The sequence below is a fragment of the Streptomyces sp. NPDC052687 genome (genome assembly GCF_040678395.1).
Classification (GTDB): domain Bacteria; phylum Actinomycetota; class Actinomycetes; order Streptomycetales; family Streptomycetaceae; genus Streptomyces.
Map to the genome: position 1 here is coordinate 180,696 of NZ_JBFATR010000003.1, position 18,968 is coordinate 199,663.

17 protein-coding genes and 1 tRNA gene are annotated in these 18,968 nt (G+C 73.3%); 15 read left to right on the forward strand and 3 right to left on the reverse strand.

Annotated elements, in window-relative coordinates:
• From galU to AB0K92_RS05640, 7 genes are all read left to right on the forward strand, one after another.
• Positions 1-903: a UTP--glucose-1-phosphate uridylyltransferase GalU gene (gene galU / locus AB0K92_RS05610; protein WP_365919686.1), complete on the forward strand. Its 903-nt coding sequence runs from the start codon at positions 1-3 to the stop codon at positions 901-903.
• 5 nt (positions 904-908) lie between these two features.
• On the forward strand, positions 909-2,231 hold the full coding sequence (gene glp, locus AB0K92_RS05615) for a gephyrin-like molybdotransferase Glp (protein WP_365919688.1): 1,323 nt from the start codon (positions 909-911) through the stop codon (positions 2,229-2,231).
• A gap of 84 nt (positions 2,232-2,315) precedes the next feature.
• Entirely contained in the window at positions 2,316-2,795 is a 480-nt protein-coding gene (gene moaC, locus AB0K92_RS05620; RefSeq protein WP_365919690.1) for a cyclic pyranopterin monophosphate synthase MoaC, read from the forward strand.
• Complete coding sequence (locus AB0K92_RS05625; RefSeq protein WP_365919692.1) at positions 2,792-3,307, forward strand: MogA/MoaB family molybdenum cofactor biosynthesis protein; 516 nt, start codon at positions 2,792-2,794, stop codon at positions 3,305-3,307. The genes moaC and AB0K92_RS05625 overlap by 4 nt, the downstream gene beginning before the upstream one ends.
• Complete coding sequence (locus tag AB0K92_RS05630) at positions 3,304-3,927, forward strand: GNAT family protein (RefSeq protein ID WP_365919904.1); 624 nt, start codon at positions 3,304-3,306, stop codon at positions 3,925-3,927. The genes AB0K92_RS05625 and AB0K92_RS05630 overlap by 4 nt, the downstream gene beginning before the upstream one ends.
• 172 nt (positions 3,928-4,099) lie before the next feature.
• Positions 4,100-5,437 carry a gephyrin-like molybdotransferase receptor GlpR gene (gene glpR, locus AB0K92_RS05635; protein ID WP_365919694.1) on the forward strand — a complete coding sequence of 446 codons (1,338 nt, stop codon included), beginning with the start codon at positions 4,100-4,102 and terminating at the stop codon, positions 5,435-5,437.
• A 71-nt stretch (positions 5,438-5,508) separates the two neighbouring features.
• Positions 5,509-5,582 (forward strand) — tRNA-Ala (locus AB0K92_RS05640).
• 109 nt (positions 5,583-5,691) lie between these two features.
• Here AB0K92_RS05640 and AB0K92_RS05645 read toward each other — a convergent pair.
• A complete protein-coding gene (locus tag AB0K92_RS05645; protein WP_365919696.1) occupies positions 5,692-6,168 on the reverse strand; it encodes a GNAT family N-acetyltransferase in 477 nt (158 codons plus the stop codon).
• Positions 6,169-6,245: 77 nt separating this feature from the next.
• Here AB0K92_RS05645 and AB0K92_RS05650 point away from each other — a divergent pair, with 77 nt between their 5' ends.
• Positions 6,246-7,049, forward strand: coding sequence for an exodeoxyribonuclease III (locus AB0K92_RS05650; protein WP_365919698.1), 804 nt, complete (start codon positions 6,246-6,248; stop codon positions 7,047-7,049).
• Here AB0K92_RS05650 and AB0K92_RS05655 read toward each other — a convergent pair.
• Positions 7,037-7,666 carry a MerR family transcriptional regulator gene (locus AB0K92_RS05655; protein WP_365919906.1) on the reverse strand — a complete coding sequence of 210 codons (630 nt, stop codon included), beginning with the start codon at positions 7,664-7,666 and terminating at the stop codon, positions 7,037-7,039. The genes AB0K92_RS05650 and AB0K92_RS05655 overlap by 13 nt on opposite strands.
• A 187-nt stretch (positions 7,667-7,853) precedes the next feature.
• Between AB0K92_RS05655 and AB0K92_RS05660 the strand changes: the two genes are divergently transcribed.
• From AB0K92_RS05660 to AB0K92_RS05675, 4 genes are all read left to right on the forward strand, one after another.
• Positions 7,854-9,482, forward strand: coding sequence for an NAD(P)/FAD-dependent oxidoreductase (locus tag AB0K92_RS05660; protein WP_365919700.1), 1,629 nt, complete (start codon positions 7,854-7,856; stop codon positions 9,480-9,482).
• The gene (locus AB0K92_RS05665; RefSeq protein WP_365919702.1) at positions 9,479-10,396 is read left to right on the forward strand and encodes an alpha/beta hydrolase; all 918 of its coding nucleotides are present in this window, start codon (positions 9,479-9,481) and stop codon (positions 10,394-10,396) included. The genes AB0K92_RS05660 and AB0K92_RS05665 overlap by 4 nt, the downstream gene beginning before the upstream one ends.
• Positions 10,393-11,286: an SDR family oxidoreductase gene (locus AB0K92_RS05670; RefSeq protein ID WP_365919704.1), complete on the forward strand. Its 894-nt coding sequence runs from the start codon at positions 10,393-10,395 to the stop codon at positions 11,284-11,286. The genes AB0K92_RS05665 and AB0K92_RS05670 overlap by 4 nt, the downstream gene beginning before the upstream one ends.
• Positions 11,287-11,376: 90 nt before the next feature.
• Complete coding sequence (locus AB0K92_RS05675) at positions 11,377-11,559, forward strand: hypothetical protein (RefSeq protein ID WP_365919706.1); 183 nt, start codon at positions 11,377-11,379, stop codon at positions 11,557-11,559.
• Positions 11,560-11,631: 72 nt separating this feature from the next.
• Here AB0K92_RS05675 and AB0K92_RS05680 read toward each other — a convergent pair whose 3' ends face one another.
• A complete protein-coding gene (locus AB0K92_RS05680; RefSeq protein ID WP_365919708.1) occupies positions 11,632-15,033 on the reverse strand; it encodes a S41 family peptidase in 3,402 nt (1,133 codons plus the stop codon).
• Between the two features lie 230 nt (positions 15,034-15,263).
• On the opposite strand from AB0K92_RS05680, the gene AB0K92_RS05685 reads away from it, so the two are divergent.
• The 3 genes from AB0K92_RS05685 (at position 15,264) to AB0K92_RS05695 (ending at position 18,948) form a co-directional block, all read left to right on the forward strand.
• Positions 15,264-15,863, forward strand: coding sequence for a TetR/AcrR family transcriptional regulator (locus tag AB0K92_RS05685; RefSeq protein ID WP_165999634.1), 600 nt, complete (start codon positions 15,264-15,266; stop codon positions 15,861-15,863).
• A 117-nt stretch (positions 15,864-15,980) separates the two neighbouring features.
• A complete protein-coding gene (locus AB0K92_RS05690; protein ID WP_365919710.1) occupies positions 15,981-18,197 on the forward strand; it encodes an MMPL family transporter in 2,217 nt (738 codons plus the stop codon).
• Between the two features lie 211 nt (positions 18,198-18,408).
• Positions 18,409-18,948 carry a YbaK/EbsC family protein gene (locus AB0K92_RS05695; RefSeq protein WP_365919712.1) on the forward strand — a complete coding sequence of 180 codons (540 nt, stop codon included), beginning with the start codon at positions 18,409-18,411 and terminating at the stop codon, positions 18,946-18,948.
• Positions 18,949-18,968: the final 20 nt, after the last annotated feature.

Here is an 18,968-nt window from a genome sequence, read left to right on the forward strand (position 1 = left end):
ATGACTCAGTCGCACCCCAGGATCAGCAAGGCTGTCATTCCCGCAGCAGGCCTCGGCACCCGGTTCCTGCCGGCCACCAAGGCCACTCCCAAGGAGATGCTGCCGGTCGTGGACAAGCCGGCGATCCAGTACGTGGTCGAGGAGGCCGTCGCGGCGGGCCTCGACGACGTCCTCATGGTCACAGGGCGCAACAAGCGCCCGCTTGAGGACCACTTCGACCGCAACTACGAGCTGGAGTCCGCGCTCGAGAAGAAGGGCGACGCCGAACGGCTCGCCAAGGTGCAGGAGTCAAGCGACCTCGCCACGATGCACTACGTCCGCCAGGGCGACCCCAGGGGCCTCGGCCACGCCGTCCTGTGCGCCGCCCCGCACGTCGGCGACGAACCCTTCGCCGTTCTCCTCGGCGACGACCTGATCGACCCGCGCGACCCCCTGCTCCAGCGGATGATCGACGTCCAGGAGCGGCACGGCGGCAGCGTCGTCGCGCTCATGGAGGTCGCGCCCGAGCAGATCCACCTCTACGGCTGCGCCGCCGTCGAGGCCACCACGGACGGCGACGTCGTCAAGGTGACCGGCCTGGTCGAGAAGCCGGACGCGGCCGACGCCCCGTCCAACTACGCCATCATCGGCCGCTACGTCCTCGACCCGGGCATCTTCGGCATACTCCGCACGACCGAGCCCGGCCGCGGCGGCGAGATCCAGCTGACCGACGCCCTCCAGCAGCTCGCCCAGGACGAGAAGGTCGCCGGCCCCGTGCACGGCGTCGTCTTCCAGGGCCGCCGCTACGACACCGGCGACCGCGGCGACTACCTGCGTGCCATTGTCAGACTCGCGTGCGAACGTGAGGACCTGGGGCCGGACTTCCGGTCCTGGCTTCGCAGTTACGTCACCGAGGAGATGTAGCCACCGTGAGCACCGCCGCGCCCCGCGCCACCGGCCAGGACCACCTGTGGTCGGTGGACGAACACCTGGAGGACATCCTCGCCACCGTCCGCCCCCTCGAACCCATCGAGCTGAACCTGCTCGACGCCCAGGGCTGCGTCCTGGTCGACGACATCACGGTGCCGGTCTCCCTGCCGCCGTTCGACAACAGCTCCATGGACGGGTACGCGGTGCGGGTCGCGGATGTCGCGGGCGCGAGCGAGGAGTTCCCGGCCGTCCTGGACGTCATCGGGGACGTCGCGGCCGGCCAGGCCGGACTGCTCCACGTGGGCCCCGGCCAGGCCGCCCGCATCATGACGGGCGCCCCGCTGCCGCCCGGCGCCGAGGCCGTGGTCCCCGTGGAGTGGACCGACGGCGGCCTCGGCGAGGGCCCCGTCGCGGGGATGCGCGCCCGCAGCCTCGCCCCGGAGGCGGCCGGCGGCCAGGTGCGCGTCCACCGGCCGTGCGAGGCACGCGCGCACGTGCGCGCCCAGGGCAGCGACGTGAAGGCCGGCGACCGCGCCCTCGACGCCGGCACCATCCTCGGCCCGCCGCAGATCGCGCTGCTCGCCGCCATCGGCCGCGGCACGGTCCGGGTCCGCCCCCGCCCGCGCGTGGTCGTGATGTCCACCGGCAGCGAACTCGTCCAGCCCGACGAGGAGCTGGCCCCCGGCCGGATCTACGACTCCAACAGCTTCGCCCTCACCGCCGCCGCCCGCGACGCCGGCGCCATCGCCTACCGCGTGGGCGCCGTCGCCGACGACGCCGAGACCCTGCGCACCGCGATCGACGACCAGCTGGTGCGCGCCGACCTCATGGTCACCACCGGCGGCGTCAGCGTCGGCGCGTACGACGTCGTCAAGGAGGCGCTGTCGCACGTCGGCGACGAGGACGAGCCGGGCAGCGGCGTCGAGTTCCGCAAGCTCGCCATGCAGCCCGGCAAACCGCAGGGCTTCGGCTCCATCGGCCCCGACCACACCCCGCTGCTGGCCCTGCCCGGCAACCCGGTGTCGGCGTACGTCTCCTTCGAGCTGTTCGTCCGCCCCGCGATCCGCACCCTCATGGGCCTCACGGACGTGCACCGGCCCGCCGCCCGCGCCACCCTGACCGCGGACCGGCCGCTGACCTCGCCCAAGGCCCGCCGCCAGTTCCTGCGCGGCGCGTACGCCGACGGCACCGTCACCCCGGTCGGCGGAGCCGGCTCCCACCTGATCGCCGCCCTCGCCCGCGCGAACGCGCTGATCGTCGTCCCCGAGGACGTGACCTCCGTCGCGCCCGGCGACGACGTCGAGGTGATCCTGCTCGGCTGACGCCCCGGTGTTGGCGGTACCGTGTCGCGCACAGCAGGCCCGCGCGCCGCACCGCGAGGGCCCGGACCGGGAGCGGCACAGAACATGAGTACGCAGGACCGACTGACGCACATCGACGACGCGGGCGCCGCCCGGATGGTCGACGTATCGGAGAAGGACGTGACCGCGCGCACCGCCCGCGCCAGCGGACGCGTCCTCGTCTCGCCCCGCGTGGTCGAGCTGCTGCGCGGTGAGGGACTGCCCAAGGGCGACGCCCTCGCCACCGCGCGGATCGCCGGGATCATGGGCGCCAAGCGCACCCCGGACCTGATTCCGCTGTGCCACCCGTTGTCGGTGTCGGGTGTGACACTGGATCTGTCGGTCGCGGACGACGCCGTGGAGATCACCGCCACGGTGCGGACGACGGACCGCACGGGCGTCGAGATGGAGGCCCTGACAGCGGTCTCCGTCGCCGCGCTCACCGTGGTCGACATGGTCAAGGCGGTGGACAAGGGAGCGGTCATCACGGACGTGAGGGTGGAGGAGAAGACGGGCGGGAAGTCCGGCGACTGGAGCCGGTCGTGAGCGGGCCGGCCGCGCCGTACCGCGCGCTGGTCGTCACGGCCTCCCAGCGCGCCGCCGCGGGGGTCTACGAGGACCGGGGCGGCCCGCTGGTCGCCGACGGCCTCACCGGCTTCGGCTTCGCCGTGGACGGGCCCCGGGTCGTCCCCGACGGCGACCCCGTGGAGGCCGCGCTGCGGGCGGGCGTGGACGCCGGGTACGACGTGATCGTCACCACCGGCGGCACGGGCGTCTCGCCCACCGACCGCACCCCGGAGGCCACCCGCGCGGTGCTCGACTTCGAGGTGCCGGGCATCGCGGAGGCGATCCGGGCGTACGGCCGGGACAAGGTGCCGACCGCGGTCCTCTCCCGGGGCCTGGCCGGAGTGGCGGGCCGCACGCTGATCGTGAACCTGCCCGGGTCGACCGGCGGGGTGCGCGACGGACTGGCCGTGCTGGAGCCGCTGCTGGTCCACGCCGTCGACCAGATCCGCGGCGGTGACCACCCCGGACCCGGACCGGGGGGTGCGAGCTGAACAGCGCATTCTGGCCCGTCGAGCTGGTCGAGGGAGACGTCGTCCTGCGGCCGATAAAGCTGCGCGACCAGCGGGCCTGGCGCGAGGTCAACCGGCGCAACCGGGACTGGCTGCGCCCCTGGGAGGCGACGATCCCGCCGCCCGGCCCCGGCGGACCGGTGATCCACCGGCCGACCTACCGCCAGATGGTGCGCCATCTGCGCGCGGAGGCGAACGCGGGCCGGATGCTGCCGTTCGTGATCGAGTACCAGGGGCGGCTGGTCGGGCAGTTGACGGTCGCCGGGATCACCTGGGGCTCGATGTGCTCCGGTCATGTCGGCTACTGGGTGGACGAGGCGGTGGCCGGCCGCGGGGTGATGCCGACCGCCGTGGCCCTCGTCGTGGACCACTGTTTCCGCACCGTCGGACTGCACCGCGTGGAGGTCTGCATTCGCCCGGAGAACGGGCCGAGCCGCCGCGTGGTGGAGAAACTGGGATTTCGCGAGGAGGGGCTGCGGCCGCGTTATCTCCACATCGACGGGGCCTGGCGCGACCACCTCGTCTTCGCGCTGACCGCGGAGGAAGTGCCCGACGGGCTGGTGAACCGGTGGCGACGCAGCCGCACCCGCAGTAGTAATTGAATAAATGTTCGAAATTCTGGGCTCGATGACCGGTTCGATGCCCGGAATTCACAGTCGGATCGGGCTGCTGATCGCATCCGTCACAAAAAAAGCTAGAAATATCAGCCAGATCGTGCGACACACCGGCTCAATTGGCGGATGGCCTCACGCAAACCCCTCTACCGTGTGAGGCGTGAGCAGCAGCGGCCTCATCTACGCAGTCATCGTCGGGGCCTGGGCCGCCTACTTGGTGCCGATGTGGCTCCGTAGGCAGGACGAGCTGAACGAGGCCCGTCCGACGGAACGCTTCAGCACAGCCATCCGGTTGCTGTCCGGACGGGCCGGGATGGAGCGCCGGTACGCCAAGGACCTGCAGGCGCGCTCCGCCGACGAGGCGGAGCCCGCCCTGAGCGACCCGGAAGCGGTCACCGACTCGGTGGACGTCCGGGCCTTCGCCATGCCCCCGACCCGCCCGCACACGCAGGTGCCCCTGCCGGCCCGCGGACCGGGCGCCACGGCAGGGCAGGCCTCCGGCGGCACCCCGGCATCCGGGTCCGGCCAGGCGTCCGCGCCCGGCCAGGCATCCGGCCAGGCACCGGGCTCCGGCCAGGCGTCCGGGCAGGCGGTGCCCGGCGGCAGCCCGGCATCCGCCTCCTCGTCCGCGCACACCTCCGGCGGCGCCTCCGCGCGCGGCACCGGTGCCGGGGGCGTACGGGGGCAGGTACCGGGGGCCCGGCGGGCACCGGGCGCGGAGGCCGCCGCCGCGCGCGCCCGGCGCTCGAAGGTGCTCGCGCGCCGTCGGCGCACCACCGTGGTGCTCTTCCTCGCCTTCACCATGGGCTCGGTCGTGGCCGCCGTCGGCGGACTCGCCTTCCTGTGGGCGCCCGGCGTGCCCGCCGTGCTGCTCAGCGCGTACATCGCCTATCTGCGCAGCCAGGAACGCCGCCGCTTCGCCTACCAGATGGACCGCCGCCGCGCGGAGGCCGCCGCCCAGCGGCTGCGGGAGCGGGCGCGCCAGCCGCGCCGGCAGCCGTCCGCCCCCGCCGACAGCGACGAACCCGACGAAGGCCCGGAACCGGACGCCGATCCCGGCCTGTCGGCGCTCGCCGCGGACCGGCGCGCGCTCGTCGAGCAGACCGACCACGCCGAGTGGGTCGACCAGCAGCGCGAGCGGCAGCGGCGGCCGGGGCACGGGGACAGCTGGGAGCCGGTCCCGGTACCGCTGCCGACCTACGTCACCGCGCCGGTCGCGCCGCGCGCCACGGCCGACGTCGACCTCGGGGCGCCGGACGCCTGGAGCTCGGCGCGGTCGAGCGCCGTCGCGCGGGAGGAGGAGACCCGGGCGGCCGCCGAGCCGGCCGGGGACGAGCCGGGCGACGCGGAAGCGGACCTGGCGGGAGACCGGCCGGAGGGCGACGGCCGCAGCGACGCCCGGCGGGCGGCCTCGGCCCGGCGGGCCCGGGAGCGGGGGCGTACGCCGCTGTTCGATCAGTACGAGGACGGGGACCGGCCGCGCGCGGCCAACGAGTAGGTCCCCGGGCCCCGGCCGGGACCGGATTTCCGAGCAGGCCGATCGGGGTGCTAAAGTTTCACTCGTTGCAAGGGCCTGTGGCGCAGTCCGGTAGCGCACCTCGTTCGCATCGAGGGGGCCAGGGGTTCAAATCCCCTCAGGTCCACGCAGCATAGAGCCCCGCTGGGAAACCAGCGGGGCTCTATCGTATTTCCCGCGCTTGTCGTGTGCGCCGCCCCGACGAGGGCCCGTGACGGGCCCTCAGGTGGCGCACGTCACAGGGCCTTCGCGTAGCAGCGGCTCGACTCGTGGAAGCGGTAGTAGCCGAACTTGGCGCAGGGCTCGTAGCCGCTGGACGTGTACAGGGCGATGGCCTCCGGCTGCTCGGTGCCGGTCTCCAGGACCATGCGGACACGGCCGGCCGCGCGGGCGTCCGCCTCCAGGGCCGCGAGCATGCGCCGGGCGAGGCCGCGGCCGCGCATCTGTCTGATCACATACATGCGCTTCAGCTCGGCGTCGCCGTCCTCGTTGCCCTCGTCGTTCCTGTCCTGGCGCCGCCAGCCGCCGGTGGCCACCGGGCGGTCCAGCTCGTCGTATCCGATGAAGTACACGCCGTTCGGGGGCTCGAAGTCCTCCGGGGCGAGCACGGTGGCGTCGCCGCCGTCGCCGTAGCGCTCGTGGTACTCGGCCTGGACCTCGTCGTTGAGCTTCACGGCGTCGGGGTGGTCGAAGGGCACACGGCGTATATTCATGTGAGGCATCGTACTTCTATGCAGGGGCGGGGCCGTCGGAATCCGGACTCGGTCCAGTGTGCCGGTATCGTGCCGGGGTGCTGACTGTGACCTCCGTGAATGTGAACGGGCTGCGCGCTGCCGCGAAGAAGGGCTTCGTGGAGTGGCTGGCCGGTACCGACGCCGATGTGCTGTGCCTTCAGGAGGTCCGCGCGGAGCCGCAGCAGCTGCCCGAGCGGGTACGGCAGCCGGAGGGCTGGCATGTCGTGCACGCCCCGGCCGCCGCGAAGGGGCGCGCGGGCGTCTCGCTCTACACCCGGCGCGAACCGGACCGCGTGCGCGTCGGGTTCGGCTCGGCCGAGTTCGACGGCAGCGGGCGCTACGTCGAGGCCGACCTGCCCGGTGTGACCGTCGCCTCCCTCTACCTCCCCTCCGGCGAGGTCGGCACCGAGCGGCAGGACGAGAAGGTCCGCTTCATGGGCGAGTTCTCGGCCTACCTCAAGGAACTGCGCGAGCGCGCCGCCGCCGACGGGCGCGAGGTGCTGGTCTGCGGCGACTGGAACATCGCCCACCAGCGGGCCGACCTGAAGAACTGGCGCGGCAACACCAAGAACTCCGGCTTCCTGCCCGAGGAACGCGAGTGGCTCACCCAGGTCCTCACCCCGGAGGCCGGCGGCTACGTCGACGTCGTCCGGTCCCTGTACCCGGACGTCGAGGGGCCGTACACCTGGTGGTCCTACCGGGGGCGGGCTTTCGACAACGATTCAGGATGGAGGATCGACTACCACGTGGCCACGCCGGGTCTGGCGGCCAGGGCGGTCAAGGGGTACGTCGAGCGGGCGGCCACGCACGCGGAGCGCTGGTCGGACCACGCGCCGGTGACCGTCGTCTACGACCTCTGACCCTGCGTGCGCATCCGCCGGTCCAGGGCGAGCGAGAGTTCTGCCTCCACCACGCTGCGGGCCAGGGGGCGCAGGTGGGGGAGGCGGTCTTCCGGGGCGTGGCGGAGGATCAGGTCGGCGAAGAGGTCGGCCAGGGCGTCGGCGTGTTCGCGGACGCGTTTGGCGGCGGTCAGGACGTCGGCGAGCGGGATGCCCTCGCGGACCAGGGTGGCGGAGACGTCCAGCAGGCGGCGGCTGATGTGGACGATCTCCTCGCCGTCGGTGCCGAGGTAGCCGAGTTCCATCGCGGCGGCGAGGTTCTCGGGGGTGGCCTGGCCGGCGAAGTGGTCGGCGAGTTCCTCGGGGGTGAGGCGGACCGGGGTCTCCTCGGTGGGGGCGCCGAGGCCGAGCAGGTCGCCGACGTCGCGGCCGTGGTCGAAGGCCTCGGCGAGTTCGGCTATGCCGTTCAGGGTGTGACCCCGTTCCAGCAGGGCGGAGATGGTGCGCAGGCGGGCCAGGTGATGGTCGTCGTACCAGGCGATACGGCCCTCGCGGCGGGGTGGCGGGATGAGTTTGCGTTCGCGGTAGAAGCGCAGGGTGCGCACCGTGATGCCGGCCAGGCGGGCCAGTTCCTCCATGCGGTACTCGCGCTTCGCCGGCTCGTCGGGATGCCTCGCTGCCTTGTCTGCCACGTCCGCACCCTAAGTCGTACCGGCGGTAACTTTCCTGGCGCCGACCCCTACCGGTGGGTACGGCTCTCCTCTACTCTCCCCATTGCGCCAGTGTTCACTGGCATGGTCGAGAGCGATGCGTGGAGGCTTCGGGATGGCCGAGCACGAGCACGAGCATGTACGGGTGGCGGTGGTCGGGTCCGGATTCGGCGGACTGGGGGCCGCCGTGCGATTGCGCCGCGAGGGGATCACCGACTTCGTCGTCCTGGAACGCGCCGGCAGCGTCGGCGGGACCTGGCGGGACAACAGCTATCCGGGATGCGCCTGCGACGTGCCGTCCCACCTCTACTCGTTCTCCTTCGCGCCCAACCCCGACTGGCCGCGCGCCTTCTCCGGGCAGGAGCACATCCGCGCCTATCTGGAGCGGGTCGCCGACGTCTTCGGACTGCGGCCGCACCTGCGGTTCGACTCCGAGGTCAAGCTGATGACCTGGGACGCGGAGCGGCTGCGCTGGGACATCGAGACCGCCTCCGGGCGGCTCACCGCCGACCTCGTGGTCTCCGCCACCGGCCCGCTGTCCGATCCGAAGATCCCCGAGATCCCCGGCCTGGACTCGTTCCCCGGCAAGGTGTTCCACTCCGCGCGCTGGGACCACGACTACGACCTGCGCGGCAAGCGGGTCGCCATGGTGGGGACGGGGGCCTCCGCCATCCAGATCGTGCCCGCCATCCAGCCGCAGGTCGGCAGGCTCACCCTCTTCCAGCGCACGCCCCCGTGGGTGATGCCCCGCATGGACCGCGCGATCAGCGGCGTCGAGCGCTGGCTGCACCGGAAACTGCCGTTCACCGCCCAGGCCCGGCGCGGACTGCTGTGGGGCATCCGGGAGTTGCAGGTCCAGGCGTTCACCAAGCGCCCCGACGAGCTGGGCCTCGTCGAGCAGCTGGCCAAGCGCAACATGGCCCGCGCCATCAAGGACCCGGCGCTGCGGGCCAAGCTCACGCCCGACTACCGCATCGGCTGCAAGCGGATCCTGCTGTCCAGCGACTACTATCCGGCGCTCGCCCGGCCGAATGTCGACGTCGTCGCGTCCGGGCTGGCCGAGGTGCGCGGCTCCACGCTGGTCGCCGCCGACGGCAGCGAGGCCGAGGTCGACGCGATCGTCTTCGGCACCGGCTTCCACGTCACCGACATGCCGATCGCCGAGCGGGTCGTCGGGGCGGAGGGCAGGACGCTCGCCGAGGTCTGGAAGGGCGGCATGGAGGCCCTGCGCGGCGCCTCCGCGGCCGGCTTCCCCAACTGGATGACGATCATCGGGCCCAACACCGGCCTCGGGAACTCCTCGATGATCCTGATGATCGAGTCCCAGCTGAACTACCTGGCCGACTACATCCGGCAGCTCGACGTGCTCGGCGGGCGCGTCGCGCTCGACGCCCGCCCCAGCGCGGTGCACGCCTGGAACCGGCGGGTGCAGGAGCGGATGAAGCGCACGGTGTGGAACACCGGCGGCTGCACCAGCTGGTACCTGGACGCGAGCGGCCGCAACACCACCATCTGGCCGGGCACGACGGCGGAGTTCCGGCGGGCGACGCGGCGGGTGGACCTGCTGGAGTACGAGGTGCTGCGGCCGCCGGCGAGGAAGGCCGGTGAGGGGGCCGCGGGGGCCGGGGAGCGGTCCGGTGAGAGTGCCGCGGGGGCCGGGGAGCGGTCTGGTGAGAGTGCCGCGGGGGCCGGGGAGCGGTCCGGTGGGCGTGCGGCCGAGGCTTCCGCCGAGGCCGCCCGGTGAGCCGCCTCCTGCACGTCCGGTCCGGCCCCTACGCCCCGCCCGCCCCCGCCCGCGAGCTGACCGCCGTCTCCGCCGACGGCGCGCGGCTGCACGTCGAGGTGCACGGGCCCGATGGCGCGCCGCCCGTCGTCCTCATCCACGGCTGGACCTGCTCGACCGCCTTCTGGGCGGCGCAGATCCGCGCCCTGGCCGCCGGCCACCGGGTCATCGCCTACGACCAGCGCGGCCACGGCCGCAGCCCGGTGAGCCGCTCGTGCACCACCGACACGCTCGCCGACGACCTGGAAGCCGTCCTCGCCGCCACCCTCGCGCCCGGCGAGAAGGCGGTGCTCGCCGGCCACTCCATGGGCGGCATGACGATCCTGGCGGCGGCCACCCGCCCCCGGCTGCGGGCGCACGCCGCGGCCGTCCTGCTGTGCAGCACGGGCAGTTCGCAGCTGGTCGCCGCCGCCACCGTCGTCCCCCTGCGGCCCGGGCGGCTGCGGACCTGGCTGACGCGGCGCATCCTCGGCTCGCGCGCCCCGCTCGGGCCGGTCACACCCCTCGCGAGGCGGATCCTCAAGTACGGGACCATGGGCGCCGGTTCGGGTCCGCACATGGTGGAGGCGTGCGCCCGGATCGTGCACGCCTGCCCGCGCGCCGTACGCCACACCTGGTCGCGGGTCCTGGAGGTGCTCGACCTCGACCACGCCGTACGGGAGTTGAGCGTGCCCGCCGAGGTCGTCGTCGGCACGCACGACCGGCTCACGCCGCCCGTGCACGCGCGGGCGCTCGCCGCCGCGCTGCCGCACGCGGCCGGCCTCACCGAGCTGCCCGGAGTGGGGCACATGACACCGGTGGAGGCCCCCGAGCCGGTCACGGAGAAGATACGGCAACTCGTCACGACGTACGCGAAGGTGAGGGAGGGCGCATGAGCAGGGTGAGCCTGGAGGGTCAGGTCGCGGTCGTCACGGGGGCCGCGCGCGGTGTCGGTGAGCTGCTCGCGCGCAAGCTGTCGGCGCGCGGGGTGAAGGTCGCGCTGGTCGGGCTGGAGCCGGACGCGCTCAAGGACGTCGCGTCCCGGCTGCACAGCGAGAGCGACCACTGGTACGCCGACGTCACGGACCACGAGGCGATGGCCCGGGTCGCGCGGGAGGTCAAGGAGCGGTTCGGCAGGGTCGACATCGTGGTCGCCAACGCGGGTGTGGCGACCGGCGGTCCGTTCGCCGACTCCGATCCGGAGGCCTGGCGGCGCGTCATCGAGGTCAACCTCATCGGCTCGGCGGTGACCGCGCGGGCGTTCCTGCCGGTGCTGACGGAGAGCCGCGGCTATCTGCTGCAGATCGCCTCGCTCGCCGCCATCACCCCGGCGCCGATGATGACGGCGTACTGCGCGTCCAAGTCGGGTGTGGAGGCGTACGCGCACAGCCTGCGCGCGGAGGTCGGTCACAAGGGCGTGCGGGTCGGCGTCGGTTACCTGTCCTGGACGGACACCGACATGGTGCGCGGGGCCGATCAGGACGACGTCATGCGGGAGTTGCGGCAGCGGCTGCCGTGGCCGTCGAACAAGACGTATCCGCTGGGCCCGGCGGTGGACCGGCTCGTGGCCGGGATCGAGCGGCGCTCGGCGCACGTGTACGGGCAGTGGTGGCTGCGCGGGATGCAGGGCGTGCGCGGGTATCTGCCGGCGCTGATCGGGACGGTCGGGCAGCGGGAGATGCGGCGGTTCGCGGACCGGCTGGAGGGGATGCGCACCGGGCTGGTCGGCGCGGGCGGCGCGGCGGACGAACAGGCCCGCGCGGTGCGGGCTACGCAGCGTGACTGATCGACATGCAGAGCGTCGCGGCCCGTGTGAATCTGAGTGAGCCCCCACTCGGGGGCCCCAACTCCCCCCAGTCACAAGGAGTGACACCACATGGGTATGAAGGACAAGTTCCAGGAGCAGTCCGAGCAGTTCCAGCAGCAGGCCCGCGAGAAGGTGGACCAGGCCAAGGAGCAGGTCCACAACCGCCGTGGCCAGCGTCGTGACGACGCTCTGACGCCGCAGGAGCAGGAGGACGAGGAGCGCTTCGGTACGGACTACGACCGCGACCGGTAAGCGCTCGGCTCCGGCCGGCGCGGGGTGCCCTCCCGCACGGAGGGCACCCCGCGTTGCCATGGGCGGCGGCGGTCAGGTCCGCGGCGGCAGCTTCGGCCGCGACCGGTCCGGTACGTCGCGGTGGTCCGGCGGTGTGGCGGCGGGCTGCGTCCGCAGCAGGTCGAGGGCGAGGTGGACGGCGTCGTCGAGCTGGGCGTAGCGGCCCTCGGCCCAGTCCAGGGGGGTGCGCAGGGCCTCCACGTCGGGGCTGACGCCCTGGTTCTCGACGGACCAGCCGTAGGCGTCGAACCAGGCCGCGTTCATCGGCACGGTGATCACGGTGCCGTCGCCGAGGCGGTGGCGGCCGGTCATGCCGACCACGCCGCCCCAGGTGCGCTGGCCGACCACCGGGCCCAGCTTCAGCAGTTTGAACGCGGCCGTGATCATGTCGCCGTCGGAGGAGGTCGCCTCGTCGGCGAGCGCCACCACGGGCCCGCGCGGGGCGTTGGAGGTGTACGACACCGGCTGCGCGTCGCGGGTGAGGTCCCAGCCGAGGATGGTGCGGGTCAGCTTCTCGATGACGAGTTCGCTGATGTGGCCGCCGGCATTGCCGCGCACGTCGACGATGAGGGCGGGCCGGGAGACCTCCATGCGCAGATCGCGGTTGAACTGGGCCCAGCCGGAGCCGCCCATGTCGGGGATGTGCAGATAGCCGCAGCGCCCGTCGCTCAGTTCGCGGACCACCTCGCGGCGTTTGGCCACCCAGTCCTGGTAGCGCAGCGGCCGCTCGTCGACGAGGGGGACGACGGCGACGCGGCGGGAGCGGCCCGCGCCCGCGCCGTCGGGGGCGGCGGCGGAATCCCCGGTGGGCCCCGCGGGCTCGGCGGGCTCGGCGGGCTCGGCGGGCTCGGCGGGCTCCGTGGGCTGGGCGGACTCGGCGGGCTCCGTGGGTTCCGGGGACGTGAACGTCAGCTCCACGGTCGTACCGCCCGCGCCCGCGAGCAGCGGGAACGGGCCCGCCACCGGGTCCACGGGCCGGCCGTCGACGTGGGTGAGGACCGCGCCCTCGCGGATGCCCGAACCGGCCAGCGGGGAACGGGCCTTGGAGTCGGACGAGTCGCCGGGGAGGATGCGCTTGACCGTCCACCGGCCGTCCCGGCAGACGAGGTTGGCGCCGAGCAGGCCCTGCCAGCGCTGGTAGTGGGGCGGACCCTCGTTGCGGCGGGCGGCGCTGACGTAGGCGTGGGAGGTGCCCAGTTCGCCGAGGACCTCGCGCAGCAGGTCGGCGAACTCGTCGGGGGTGGCGACCCGGTCGACCAGCGGACGGTACTGGTCGAGGACGGCGTCCCAGTCGATCCCGCACATGCCGGGGTCCCAGAAGTAGGCGCGGATCAGCCGGCCCGCCTCCTCGTAGGCCTGGCGCCACTCGGCGCCCGGGTCGACCTGGTGCAGGATGCGGCGCAGGTCGATCCAGGTGGTGGTGTCGCTGTCGCCGCTCTCCGTGGCCGGGACCGCGCGCAGGTCGCCCTCGTCGACCACGACCAGGCGGCTGCCGTCGCCGCTGACCGCGAACCAGTCGAGGTGCGCGACGAGTTCGGACCGCTTGGCCTTGGTGATGGTGAAGTACTCCAGGGTGGGGCGGCCGGTGGTGTCGTCCGGGTTGACGAAGGTCTCGCCGAGCGCGCCGGAGATCGGCCAGCGCAGCCAGACCAGTCCGCCGCCCGCGACGGGGGCGAGCGCCGAGTACTTGGAGGCGGCGACCGGGAACGGCGTGACCCTGCTCTCCAGGCCCTCGACCTCAACGGTGACGGTGCCCTCGCCGCCGCCCGCCTCGCCGAGGTCACCGACGTCGCCGAGCTGTCCGAGGCCGCCGGCGGCGGGGCGGCCGTCCGGGTCGAGGGCGAACGGGGACGGGGTCGCCGAGGACAGCGGCACCAGGTAGGGGCGGCAGCCGAGCGGGAAGGACAGGTCGCCGGTGTGCACGTCGTAGACCGGGTCGAAGCCGCGCCAGGAGAGGAAGGCGAGGTAGCGGCCGTCGCGGGTGAAGACCGGGTTCTCGTCCTCGAAGCGGCCGTTGGTGACGTCGACGACGGCCGGGGCGCCCTCGCCGCCGGCCGCGGCGCCGGCGATCCGGGCCAGCTTGATCTGCCGCAGCGAGCGGCCGATGCCGGGGTGGGACCAGGTCAGCCAGCAGCCGTCCGGCGAGAAGGCGAGGTCGCGGACCGGGCCGTTGTCCGACCGGATCAGCTCGGTGACCTCGCCGTCCGACTCCTCGCTCGCGTCGAGCAGCAGCAGCCGGCCGTCGTGCGCGGCGACGGCGAGGCGTTCGCCCCGCGGGTCGGCCACCAGTTCCAGGACGCGGCCGAGCCGGCCCGAGGCGAGCCGCCGGGGCTCGCGGTCGCCGGTGGCCCGCGGCAGCGACGCGATCTCGACCGCGTCCTCGCCCTCCGCGTCGGTCACGTACGCCACCTGCCCGCGCGAGCCCAGCATCTCGGGCAGCCGGACGCGGACGCCGGGGGTGTCGGTGAGGGTGCGGGCGGGGCCGTCGCGGTGGGTGAGCCAGTACAGGCTGCCGCGCACGACGACGGCGCTGGCGCGGCCCGTCTCGTCGACGGAGAGCGCGTCGACGTGCTGGGCGGCCGGCACCTGGTACGGGCGGCGGCCGGTGCGCGGCCCGTCGAGCCGGACGTCGAGCCTGCGCGGTACGGCGTCGGGGGCGAGGTCGTCGACGATCCACAGGTCGCCGGCGCACTGGTAGACCACCCGGGTGCCGTCGCTGGCGGCGTGCCGGGCGTAGAAGGCGTCGTGGTCGGTGTGGCGGCGCAGGTCGCTGCCGTCGTGGGCGCAGGAGTAGAGGTTGCCGACGCCCTCGTGGTCGGAGAGGAAGGCGATCCGGTCGCCGACGAACATCGGTGAGTGCAGATGGCCCTCCAGGCCGGCGAGGAGGCGCTGCCCGTGCAGCCAGAGGCGGCCCATGGCGCCGCCCCGGTAGCGCTTCCACGCGGCGGGCTCGTGCGGCGGGGTGCCGGTGAGCAGCAGGGTGCGGTGCCCGTCGGGGAGGTCGGCGACCTGGAGGTCGGTGACCGGGCCCCAGGGCAGCTTGCGGCCCGGGTCGCCGTCCGTCGAGACCTTGTACGCCCAGGTGAAGTAGGAGAAGGGCTCGCCGTGGGAGGCGACGGCGAGGATGTCGCCGGGACCGTCCCCCTCGGGGGGCGTCCAGCCGCAGACCCGGGTGTCGGGGCTGCCCCAGTAGGTGAGCTGCCGGGACGGTCCGCCGGCCACGGGCACCAGGTGGATCTCCGGGACGAGACTGCGCCAGCTCGTGTACGCGATGTGCCGGCCGTCGGGGGAGAAGCGGGGGTGGCCGGTCTTGGTGCGGTCGGCGGTGAGCCGCCAGGCGCGGCCCGGTCCGTCGAGCGGGGCCAGCCAGAGGTCGTCCTCGGCCACGAAGCACAGCAGGTCACGGTGGAGGTGGGGGAGGCGCAGATAGGTCACCTCTTCATGCTTTGCCCGGTATGGGGGCCGAGCAACTTATGCGGCGTTGACAGACGTGACCCAGCGCACGTACGAAACGGTTTCGTTTCGCTAAGGCGGGGCGTTACAGTGGGTCGTGTACGAAACCGTTTCGTTCGAAGCGGATCCTGAGCAGGACATGCCCCGAAGCCGGAATGCCGAGGCGGGAAAAGCCGAGGCCGGAAAGTCGCAGCAGGAAGAAGGTGAGAGTCATGGCCGACACCGCCACCCCGCGGCGCAGCCGGCTCACGCCCGAGCGGGAGGCCGAGCTGTACACGGCCGTGCTCGACCTGCTCCGCGAAGTCGGCTACGACGCCCTGACCATGGACGCCGTCGCCGCCCGCACCCACTCCAGCAAGGCCACGCTCTACCGCCAGTGGGGCGGCAAGGCCGAGCTGGTGGCGAAGGCGATGCGGCACATGAAGCCGGGCCGGGTCGCCGACGTCGACACCGGGTCGCTGCGGGGCGACTTCCTCGCCCTCGTGTCCCGCGAGGACGACTGCACGATGGAACAGAACACCGCGCTGATGCGGGGTCTGGCCATGGCGGTCCACACCAACCCCGACCTGCTGCGGGCGTTCAAGGAACTGCTCATCGAACCGGAGCTGGACGAGTTCCGGCGCCTGCTGCGGCGCGCCGTCGACCGGGGTGAGGTCCGCGAGGACAACCCGGCGATGGAGTTCGTGCTGCACATGCTGCTGGGCGCGTTCGTCACCCGGGCGCTGATCGACGAGCTGCCGCCGACGCAGTCCTTCCTCATCTCGTACATCGACGCCGTGGTCCTCCCCGCCCTCGGCGTCCCCACCACCTGAGCACCCCGCTCAGCACCCCTGAGCTCCCCGCTCAGCACCACCTGACGCGACCGCTCACGTCGTCGGGCCGATGACCCACGCCCTGACCACCCCACGACTGACCGGGAGTACGCCCTCGTGGCCACGTTTCTCTACCGACTCGGCCGGTTCTCGTTCCGGCGAAGGCACCTCGTCGCCCTCATATGGGTGGCGCTGCTGACGCTCGCGGGCGTCGGCGCGGCAAGCGCCCCCACCCCCGGCACCACGTCCTTCTCGATCCCCGGCACCGAGGCCCAGAAGGCCTTCGACCTGCTGGAGGAGCGCTTCCCCGGCATGAGCGCCGACGGCGCCACCGCGCGGGTCGTCTTCAAGGCCCCCGCGGGCGAGAAGATGACCGACGCCGAGAACAAGGCGACCGTCGAGAAGACCGTGCGGGAGCTGGCCGACGGCTCCGAGGTCGCCTCCGTCGCCGACCCGTACCAGGCCAAGGCCGTCAGCCGGGACGGCACGATCGCCTACGCGCAGGTCTCCTACAAGGTCTCCGGCATGGAGCTGAAGGACAGCACCAAGGAGGCCCTGGAAGGCGCCGCCGAGGACGCGCGGGACGCCGGGCTGACCGTCGAGATCGGCGGTGACGCCCTCCAGGCCGTACCGCACACCGGCAGCTCCGAGATCATCGGCATCGCCGTCGCCGCGGTCGTCCTCGTCATCACCTTCGGCTCGCTGCTCGCCGCCGGACTCCCGCTGCTCACCGCCATCATCGGCGTCGGCATCGGAGTCGCGACGATCACCGCGCTGGCGAGCCCCCTCGACCTGGGTTCCACCACCTCCACCCTCGCCACGATGATCGGCCTGGCGGTCGGCATCGACTACGCCCTGTTCATCGTCTCCCGCTACCGCGCGGAACTCGCCGAGGGGCGCGACCGCGAGGAGGCGGCCGGCCGGGCCGTCGGCACAGCCGGTTCCGCGGTGGTCTTCGCCGGCCTCACCGTCGTCATCGCCCTGGTCGGCCTGTCGGTCGTCAACATCCCGATGCTGACCAAGATGGGCATCGCCGCGGCGGGCACGGTCGCCATCGCCGTCCTGATCGCGCTCACCATGATCCCCGCGCTGCTCGGCTACGCCGGCCGCAGGGTCCGCCCGACCGGCGAGAAGAGCAAGCTCCTCGGCGGCGGCCGCACGCCGAAGAAGCCGGCCCGCCCGAACATGGGCACCCGCTGGGCCGGCTTCGTGGTGCGCCGCCCGGTGGCCGTGCTGCTGCTCGGCGTGATCGGCCTGGGCGCCGCGGCCGTGCCCGCGACCTCGCTGGAACTGGGCCTGCCCGACGACGGCTCCCAGCCGACGTCGACCACCCAGCGCCGCGCCTACGACCTGCTGTCCGAGGGCTTCGGCCCCGGCTTCAACGGCCCGCTGATGGTCGTCGTCGACGGCAAGGGCAGCGCGGACCCGCAGGCCCTGTTCACGGACGTCGCGGGCGAGGTCAAGGGCCTCGACAACGTGGTGACGGTGACCCCGCCGGCGCCCAACAAGGCCGGCGACACCGCGACCATCACCGTGATCCCGGACGCCAAGCCGTCCTCGGCCGCCACCGAGGAGCTGGTCCACGCCATCCGCGACAACGGCGCCGAGGTGGCCGCCGGCCAGGACGGCCAGGTGCTGGTCACCGGCGCCACGGCGATGAACATCGACGTCTCGCAGAAGCTGAACGACGCGCTGCTGCCGTATCTGGCCCTGGTGGTCGGCCTCGCCTTCCTGCTGCTGATCGTGGTCTTCCGGTCGATCCTCGTCCCGCTGAAGGCGGCCCTCGGCTTCCTGCTCAGCGTGCTCGCGGCGCTCGGCGCGGTCGTCGCGGTCTTCCAGTGGGGCTGGCTGTCCGGCCTGATGGGCGTCGAGGAGACCGGCCCGGTCATGTCGATGATGCCGATCTTCATGGTCGGCGTGGTCTTCGGCCTGGCCATGGACTACGAGGTGTTCCTCGTGACCCGGATGCGCGAGGCATACGTCCACGGCGAGAAGCCGGGCCAGGCGGTCGTGACCGGCTTCAAGCACGGCGCGCGGGTCGTCACCGCCGCCGCGGTGATCATGATGGCGGTCTTCGCGGGCTTCATCGGCTCCAGCGAGTCCATGGTCAAGATGATCGGCTTCGGCCTGGCCATCGCCGTCTTCTTCGACGCGTTCGTCGTCCGCATGGCGATCGTCCCGGCGGTGCTCGCCCTGCTCGGCAAGGCCGCCTGGTGGCTGCCGAAGTGGCTGGACCGCGCGTTGCCCAACGTCGACGTCGAGGGCGAGGGCCTGCGCACCGGGTCCGACGGTGGCAAGGACCCCGACGAGGACCGCGAACTGGTCCGCGTCTGACCGCCCGGCCCGCGGCCCGTCCGCCGGCCGTCCGGGACCAGCCGGTGAGGGCTCCGTGGGACGGGGCGCCCTCACCGGCTTCGTCGTTCCACCCCGCCGGCGCGGTCGTCGTTCCCTGCCGCCGGCGCGGCCCGTCCGGGCCCGCGCGGCCCGCGCCGCCCGCGCGATAAGCACTCGCGTGCCCCGTACACCCGCCACTAGGTTGCCCTCCATGACGAGCGCAACCACCGCCACCGAAAACCACGGAGCCCACCCCCGATTCGCCGAGGCCCTGCGCGGGATGGGCCTCGCGGAGGTGCTGGGGAGGGTCCGCCGGTTCCCGGACCGGACCCGGACCGCCGCCGAGGCCGCCGCCGCGATCGGCTGCGAGCTGAGCCAGATCTGCAAGTCGCTGGTCTTCGCCGCCGACGGGGAGCCGGTGCTGGTGCTGGTCGACGGCGCCTCCCGGGTCGACGTGGAGCTGGTGCGGCGGGCGCTCGGCGCCCAGCGGGTCACCCGGGCCGACGCCGGAGTCGTACGGGAGACCACGGGGTACGCCATCGGGGGCGTGCCGCCCTTCGGGCACCGGACGGCGACCCGGGTGCTCGCCGACCGCGGGCTGCTCGGTCACGACGTGGTGTGGGCGGCGGCCGGCGACCCGCACACCGTCTTCCCCATGGCACCCGCGACGCTGATCGCGCACGCCGGCGGCACCCTGGCCGACGTCCGCGAGGGCGGCGGCGGGACCGGAGGCGGGACCGGCGGCGCCTGATCCCCGCGGTCACCGACGCC

Coding starts and splice junctions, on each gene's coding strand:
- AB0K92_RS05695 (WP_365919712.1), top strand. CDS start 18,409: ATGACGAGCGCAACCACCGCCACCGAAAACCACGGAGCCCACCCCCGA.
- AB0K92_RS05645 (WP_365919696.1), bottom strand. CDS start 6,168: ATGAATATACGCCGTGTGCCCTTCGACCACCCCGACGCCGTGAAGCTC.
- AB0K92_RS05655 (WP_365919906.1), bottom strand. CDS start 7,666: ATGGAGGAACTGGCCCGCCTGGCCGGCATCACGGTGCGCACCCTGCGC.
- AB0K92_RS05675 (WP_365919706.1), top strand. CDS start 11,377: ATGGGTATGAAGGACAAGTTCCAGGAGCAGTCCGAGCAGTTCCAGCAG.
- moaC (WP_365919690.1), top strand. CDS start 2,316: ATGAGTACGCAGGACCGACTGACGCACATCGACGACGCGGGCGCCGCC.
- AB0K92_RS05685 (WP_165999634.1), top strand. CDS start 15,264: ATGGCCGACACCGCCACCCCGCGGCGCAGCCGGCTCACGCCCGAGCGG.
- AB0K92_RS05660 (WP_365919700.1), top strand. CDS start 7,854: ATGGCCGAGCACGAGCACGAGCATGTACGGGTGGCGGTGGTCGGGTCC.
- galU (WP_365919686.1), top strand. CDS start 1: ATGACTCAGTCGCACCCCAGGATCAGCAAGGCTGTCATTCCCGCAGCA.
- AB0K92_RS05670 (WP_365919704.1), top strand. CDS start 10,393: ATGAGCAGGGTGAGCCTGGAGGGTCAGGTCGCGGTCGTCACGGGGGCC.